General features: G+C 44.4%; 5 protein-coding genes. All 5 read right to left on the bottom strand.

Annotated elements, in window-relative coordinates; translation table 11 throughout:
* Window positions 1-34 precede the first annotated feature (34 nt).
* The 5 genes from iorA to recG all read right to left on the bottom strand — a co-directional run bounded on the left by iorA (window position 35) and on the right by recG (window position 7,585).
* On the bottom strand, window positions 35-1,828 hold the full coding sequence (gene iorA / locus N2317_07130) for an indolepyruvate ferredoxin oxidoreductase subunit alpha (protein ID MCX7817266.1): 1,794 nt from the start codon (window positions 1,826-1,828) through the stop codon (window positions 35-37).
* 16 nt (window positions 1,829-1,844) lie between these two features.
* Complete coding sequence (locus N2317_07125) at window positions 1,845-2,528, bottom strand: tetratricopeptide repeat protein (GenBank protein MCX7817265.1); 684 nt, start codon at window positions 2,526-2,528, stop codon at window positions 1,845-1,847.
* Window positions 2,529-2,557: 29 nt separating this feature from the next.
* The gene (locus N2317_07120) at window positions 2,558-3,796 is read right to left on the bottom strand and encodes a cofactor-independent phosphoglycerate mutase (GenBank protein ID MCX7817264.1); all 1,239 of its coding nucleotides are present in this window, start codon (window positions 3,794-3,796) and stop codon (window positions 2,558-2,560) included.
* Window positions 3,796-5,106 (bottom strand): homoserine dehydrogenase, encoded by a 1,311-nt coding sequence (locus N2317_07115; GenBank protein ID MCX7817263.1) that lies wholly within the window; start codon window positions 5,104-5,106, stop codon window positions 3,796-3,798. Before N2317_07115 ends, N2317_07120 begins: the two co-directional genes overlap by 1 nt.
* Before the next feature lie 79 nt (window positions 5,107-5,185).
* Window positions 5,186-7,585, bottom strand: coding sequence for an ATP-dependent DNA helicase RecG (recG, locus tag N2317_07110; GenBank protein MCX7817262.1), 2,400 nt, complete (start codon window positions 7,583-7,585; stop codon window positions 5,186-5,188).
* Between the last annotated feature and the right edge of the window lie 73 nt (window positions 7,586-7,658).

The raw sequence follows: 7,658 nt of genomic DNA, 5'->3' as shown, positions 1-7,658 counted from the left end.
CTTCACTATCATGACGTATAAGTTTCCCCCATTTTTACTGGACTTTGACGATAGCTCCCGCTTTACATAGCTGCTCACATAGTGTGCATCCTGTACACATAGCGGTTGTTATGAAGGCGTAACCATTCTGTTTTTTTTTCTTTTGAGCGAACTTTTCTGGTTGTGAATCGTTAAGACGTTGCCATGAAATGGCAGGACACCCGAGACCAATACACGCTCGGCATCCTGTGCATTGTTCAGTAACGACCTTAAGAGGCACTCTATGTTCTCTTTCCTCTCTCTGGAGAAGGACACACGACCTCTGGGCAATGACAAGTGATGAACCTTTCTTTGACAATTCTTCTTTTAAAACACTTTTTGTACTGCTAATGTCGTAAGGATCGACTACCCTGACGCTGTCTATACCAAGAGTTTCGCCAAGCTTCACAAAATCCAGCTTTTTTGTTGCTTCTCTTTGAAGGGTAAAGCCCGTTCCGGGATGTTCCTGCATCCCTGTCATTGCTGTGGTTCGGTTGTCACATATTACAATTACCACATCACTCCTATTATAAGCCACGTTTAGGAGGGATGTTATCCCCGAGTGGATAAACGTGGAATCACCTATAACACCTACGATTTTCCCTTTGCCTATTTCCCCGAGAGCTTTACTCATACCGTGGGCCATACCAATACTCGCGCCCATACAGACACACGAATGGAGTGCTTCTAAAGGTTTCATGAATGAAAGGGTGTAACAACCTATATCACCACACACATGACATTTCAGTTTGCCAAGAACGTAAAAAAGTCCTCGATGGGGACAACCAGGACATAGGTTTGGAGGGCGTGGTGGAACTGCAATTTCAGGTGTAAAGACCGAACCTGATGCCCGCCCTGTTATGCCCTGAAGGACTACGCCTGGGTCGAATTCTCCCGTATAGGGGAAGACCTCTTTGCCTTTGACCTTTATCCCCAATGCCTTTACCTGTTCTTCGATAAATGGATCCAGCTCCTCTAATACATAGAGATGTTTTACCCTTTTGGCAAATTCGCGTATCAAATGCACAGGTAAAGGGTAAACCATGCCCAATTTCAAATAGGATGCTTCGGGGAGAACATCCTTTGCATAGTTGTAAGGCATACCGGCTGTGATAATCCCTATTTCCGGATCATTGATCTCCATTTTGTTTTCCGGAAATACTTCTGCGTATTCCTGAAGGGCGGCCATCCGTTTGTCTAGCTCAACCCTTCTAATACGTGCAAGTGCTGGTACCATAACGTACTTCTGTGGGTTGAACTTTAGGGTGTAGTTATAAGCAGTTGGTGTTGGTTCTTCCAATATTACAGGAGATTTGGAGTGTGAAACCCTCGTAGTCATACGTAAAAAAACGGGTGTATCGAACTTTTCGCTTACTTCGAAAGCCAACTTCACAAAGTCTTTTGCTTCTTGACTGTCTGAAGGTTCAAGCATGGGTATCTTAGCAAATCTGGCATAATTTCTGTTATCCTGTTCATTTTGGGAACTGTGAAGGGAAGGATCATCAGCCGTGACAATTACTAGGGCCCCATTGGTACCAGTGTAACTCACTGTGAATAGAGGATCTGCTGCTACGTTAACACCTACGTGCTTCATAGTTACCAGGGCCTTGGCACCAGCCAATGCGGCGCCAATACACACTTCCAATGCAACTTTTTCATTTGGTGACCACTCCGCATAAACACCATTGTACTTGGCAAATTCTTCAAGTATCTCCGTACTTGGTGTGCCGGGATATCCGGCGCCAAAACGTGCACCACACTCATAAGCTCCTCTCGCTACTGCTTCGTTACCGGACATTAAAACCTTCATTAGTACACCTCTCCTGTTACATTACCCCCAGGGAAATCAATTTCCAGTTGAGTATCTCCCTCATGTTTTGATCGACACTCTGTTCTAGTGCTTTCTGATAGTAGTATTTTGCCTTTTCGTAGTCCTTGAGATGCTCGTAACAACGGGCTATGTTTGCGTACCCTGTGCTAACAAATGCCTTTCCGCCTTTGCTGTTTATGACTTTCTCGTATTCTTCCAGGGCTTTTTTATAGTCTCCCTTCACTTCATAACAGTAACCCATGCTGCTCACTACAAGGGCTCGAATTTCATCGTCTGGTGCACCTGAAGTAAGAAATTCTCGAAAAGCCTTTAATGCCTCCTCGAGGTGGTTTGTCCTTATATGTAATATGCCAAGTCTATATAGAGATAGCTCTGCAGCTCGGGTTCCTCTGTAGTTATTGGCAATTTCTTCAAATTTTTTTGTTACTTCGTTCTCTTTACCATGGGTGCGCAGTAGGTGAAGACTTTCCACCGCTTGGTTGTACTCTTTCATTGCTTTACCCTCTCTGTTCTGTTGCCATAGAAACCAGCCTGTGAGGGAAACTGCAACAAAACCGATAACGATACTTGCTATTATGATCTTCCTTTTGTGTTCTCTTGCCCATGTTAGAAATGATAAAAAAATAACCTGCAATCTTTCAGGCCCTTTCAATTCTTCCTTCTTAATTTTTCTTCCCATTTTTCACGATCCTGAACGAGATATCGAGACTATTGAACCCCCAGATCTTGTTTACTTATAAAACTAGACCAATTTTGGATGAATAGATTTAACAGCTTTGTTCCTGGCGATATCAACAAACCGGATTCCTCTGCTGATTTCTCAGAGAAAGATAAACCTTTACCCATGTTTTCCTGGAGTTCTGTGGAGAAAACTGCAAAAGGACTCGGACTAGATGCGTGTGTGCGTAATGTAATCGGTGTGGGATGATCGCTAAGCACCATGAGTCTTGCCGGTCCTAATTTGGGTAAAGCTTCCAGAACAGTACCCACAACCTTTTCGTCAAAGTCTTCTATCGCTTTAATTTTTCCTTCTACATTTCCTTCGTGGCCCATTTCATCAGGGGCTTCCACATGGACGAATACAAAATCCATCACTCTAAGGGCTTCTAGGGCTTTTTCTGCTTTGCCACGGTAATTGGTATCAATGTAACCTGTTGCGCCTTCAACCTCGATCGGTGTGAGCCCTGCGTATATACCCAAACCCTTTAAAAGGTCAACTGCCGATATCATACCCCCCTTTAAGCCGTACTTCTCTGCTATTTTTGAGAGTTGGGGAGCTCTCCCCTGCCCCCACAACCATATGGCATTCGCCGGTCTTTTTCCTTCGGCAATACGACGGGCATTTGCAGGATGGTTCCGAAGAAGAATTTTCGCCTCATCCATAACCCTAAGTAGAAAGTCGCTTCTGTCTCCCTGGGGTAAATATTCACCCGTTCTTTTTCCGACAATGTCGTGGGGAGGGGTCGTTTGGATTCTATCGCTTCCGTTGTGCCATACAAATATGTGGCGGTAACTGATACCGGGGAAAAAGTCGCATTCATCACCGCTGAGTTTTTCCTGGAGGTATTTTACTATTTCCCTAGCCTCAGAAGTTGAAATATGACCTGCGGTGAAATCCAACATTACTGGATCACCATCGTTACTGAGGGTAACCAAGTTGCATCTGTAGGCTATGTCCATTTCTCCAAGCTTTACGCCCATGCTAGCTGCCTCTAATGGTCCCCTTCCCGTATAATACTTCAGGGGATCGTAGCCTAAGATACTCATGATTGCCACATCACTGCCGGGAGTGAATCCTTGAGGTATGGTATCCACAAGCCCGATTGTTCCTTTGCCCGCAATCCAATCCATATGAGGTGTGTAAGCTACTTCCAGTGGGGTTTTCCCGCCAAGTCCTGGAAGGGGATAATCGGCCATACCATCGCCTAAAAGCACAAGATACTTCATTACAACTTCTCGTCCTCAATACGGTAAATTATGGTTTTGTCCATGACAACGTCAAGCTGGTCAATCCTTTTGAGAGCGTCTTGTACTGATTTTTCCCTGGCTTTGTGGGTGGTCATTACAACCGGAACGGCGCCATCCTTTTTGCGGCCCTTCTGGATCACTGCGGCGATGCTGATGTTGTTCTCACCCAATATACCAGAAATTTTCGAGAGCACTCCTGGTCTATCTGCTGCCATGAACCGAAAGTAATAGTTAGTTTCAATGTCTTCGAAAGGTACCAGATCAATTTCCTCCATTTCTTCCACTTCGGGTATCTTGTGGAAAGACTTTCCCGGGTACTCCTTTAGTATTTCTCTTGAAATATCAATTACGTCACTTACGACAGCACTTGCTGTGGGCATGCTTCCTGCCCCCTGACCGTAGAGAAATACAGGACCGGAGGCACTCCCTACAATATGAAAGGCATTGTAATTGCTACCTACATTGGCAAGCATGTGGTCGAGAGGGATAAGTGTAGGGTGTATCCTCGCTTCCACGCGATTCCCCCTTTTAAAAGCAAGACCTAAGAGTTTGATTTTATACCCAAATTCTTTGGCGAATTCTATATCCTGGGGACTTATGTTTGTTATTCCCTCCCTGTAGATAGATTCCAGTTTCACCCTTTTCCCGTAAGCCAGTGTTAAGGCAATCACCATTTTATGGGCAGTATCGATGGCTTCTATATCCATTGAGGCATCCGCTTCAGCGAAACCCAGTTCCTGAGCCTCTTTGAGAACAAGATCAAAAGGTTTTCCTTCGTCTCCCATCTTCGTCAATATATAGTTGCACGTACCGTTCATTATAGCCATGAATGAGAGTATTTCATTCGCTACAAGGGATTCCTTTAACGTTTTTATAATAGGAATTGTCCCACCTACACTTGCCTCAAAGCCAATCGCTAGGTTTTCACTTCTCGCTTTACCGAAAATTTCATCTCCGTATGTGGCAAGAAGCGCCTTGTTAGCAGTCACAACGTGTTTGCCTCGGGAGAGAGCCTCAATAATGAAAGTTTTGGCAGGCTCAAAACCACCTATAAGTTCGATAACTATATCGATCTGGGGATCACGGATAATGTCCCAAGCATCCGTGGTGAGCAACTCAGGATGAACCTGCACCGGTCTAGGGGAAGTTACATCTATATCTGCTATTTTTTTCAACCTTAAGGTGCAACCTAGGCGTTTTCTAATAAGTTCACTGTTCTCCATAAGCAGGCGCACAACACCTGTGCCAACTGTTCCGAATCCTATGAGCCCCACATTTATTGATTTCATGAGAGTTCTTCCTTTCAGACTTTAGAAGTATCAAAATTTTATATATTACACAAACACCTCTGTGTCAAAAAGAGAACCGTTATCCAATATCAATTAGCTCGAGACGATTTGACCAGCGGTTTAGTAATACCTCCCTTAAGGCCCTGTGTTCATTTTTCTCCAGTAATGGGTCTGCATCAACAACGGCAAATGCATCAGCTCTGGCCTCTTCTAATATTCTAAAATCGCGGACAATATCTGCGACTCGGAACTCGGGGAAGCCCGATTGCTTTGTTCCTGCAAAGTCACCAGGACCTCTGATGAGCAGATCTTCTTCAGCTATCTTAAAACCGTTGTTAGTTTTTTCCATGACACTGAGGCGTTTCATCGCATCTTCAGTGCCTGTTTGATGCGCAAGAAGTATGCACGTAGAAGGTGTATCACCTCGCCCTACCCTGCCCCGTAATTGATGGAGCTGGGAAAGGCCGAATCGTTCCGCATGTTCAACAATCATTAATGAGGCCTCGGGAATATCTATACCCACCTCGATGACAGTTGTTGCTACGAGTATATCAATGAGACCAGCACGAAATCTTGCCATTGTGGTGTCTTTTTCTTTGGCTCTCATTTTTCCGTGTATGAGTCCTACGGTGTATTCGGGAAAAATGTTCCTTTGGAGTTCCTCTGCCATGCGGGTCGCATCTTTAAGATCTAGGGTTTCTGATTCTTCAACGAGGGGATAAACAATAAACACCTTGTGTCCTTTTTTCAATTCTTTTCTCACTAATTCGTAGACTTCCTCTCGCTGGGTGTTGAAGTATACCTTCGTTTTCACAGCTCTTCTTCCTGAAGGTAGTTCGTCAATTATGGAAACATCGAGATCGCCATAAATTGTCATGGCCAGTGTTCTGGGAATGGGAGTAGCCGTCATAACAAGTACATCGGGCTTCAACCCCTTGGCCCGTAATTGCGCTCGCTGGAGTACCCCGAAACGGTGTTGTTCGTCGATGATAACCAACCCCAGTTTTGCAAAATTAACTTCGTTTTGGATCAGGGCGTGGGTGCCAACTACAATTCCCACTTTTTCTTCCGCAATATCTCTTAGGAGATGCCTGCGTTTTCTGCCTTTCACAGTACTAGTAAGGAGCGCAATTTTCATTTCAATTTTCCCACACCATGAAACGAGTCTTTCGTAGTGCTGTTTTGCGAGGATTTCAGTTGGTGCCATTATTGCGGTTTGGTATCCGTTTTCATAAGCGGTTATCGCTGCCGCCATGGCAACTATTGTTTTTCCACTACCTACATCACCTTGAAGCATGCGATTCATTGGATAGGGTTTTCTCATGTCACTGTCTATCTCATCAATCACACGCTTCTGTGCATTGGTGAGATTGAATGGTAGTGTTGCAAAAAAAATTTCCCTCATGGGACCTCCTGTACGGAAGCTTATACCTGTTTCGCGGGCAATGTTCTTACGTTTTACCGCCATGGCTAGCTCGTAAAAGAAGAATTCTTCGTACTTTAGCCGATAGTGAGCCTCACTCTCCCCTGCTACGTATGAGCTAATATCAGCGCTATTTTCGGGGAAATGGCAGGATCTAAGGCTCAGAGATATAGGAATTAGTTTGCGCCTTAGGATGATGGATTCGGGTAAAACATCGGGCACTAGATGAACGTAGTTGTCGAGGGCGTTTTTTATAATGGCTCTTAGTATTTTCTGATTTAAACCTTCTGTCTCGGAGTAGATGGGAACGATCCGGCCAAAGTGTAGTGATTCTACATCCTCTTTATTCAAAATCTCAAAATCTGGGTGTACCACATTCAGCCAACCTCCAAAAAACCTAAAATTGCCTGTTAGGATAACTCTACTCCCTTTTCGAAAAGTTTTGCTCAAGTACGCGATATTGCCCTCGAACCAGGTTGCTTTTACCATACCTGTTCCATCACCGATTATAACTTCGAAAGTTTTTCTTCTTCTGTATGTCTGCGTGCCAGCATGCAAAACCCTGCCGATTATCGTTCCCTCCACACCTATGGACAACTCTTTAATCTGCTTTGTCTGGCGTCTATCTTCATATGCCCGCGGCAAGAAATAGAGAAGATCCTCTACCGTCTTTACGTTTTTCTTTTCAAGGATTTTTGCCAATCGTGGTCCCACACCTTTTATAAACTGAACGGATCTATTAAGAAGCGCAAAACGTTCTCCCAATGACACTGTATGAGAGGGCGGGCTGGATATTGCAGACTTCAATTCTTCGATTAATCTAAGAGCTTCGGTGATAACTTTTTTTTTCTCCTCTTGAGGTTTTGAGTCCACACCAGTTAAGAGTTCCTCCAATCGGCGAACAACCTCCCCACCCACCGCCACCTTGAGATAACGTAGGGAACGTTTGAGTGGTGGTTCCAAAAGACGAATCGTTGCTAGCTGGGAAAAATTGTCACGGGCGGAAAAACGAAGAGGTTTTTCCATCTTTGCGATAAGCTCTCTTATCTCAGCCATACAAGGGTTTCATAACAAAAAGAAGAAAATATAACAATTGGCCATTTGACATTTAACATCCTCTGTATTAAAA

This window comes from Syntrophales bacterium, assembly GCA_026417625.1.
Lineage (GTDB): Bacteria > Desulfobacterota > Syntrophia > Syntrophales > UBA8958 > JAOACW01.
Note: the sequence above shows the minus strand (reverse complement) of the source record. Positions and strands in the feature narration are given on the sequence as shown.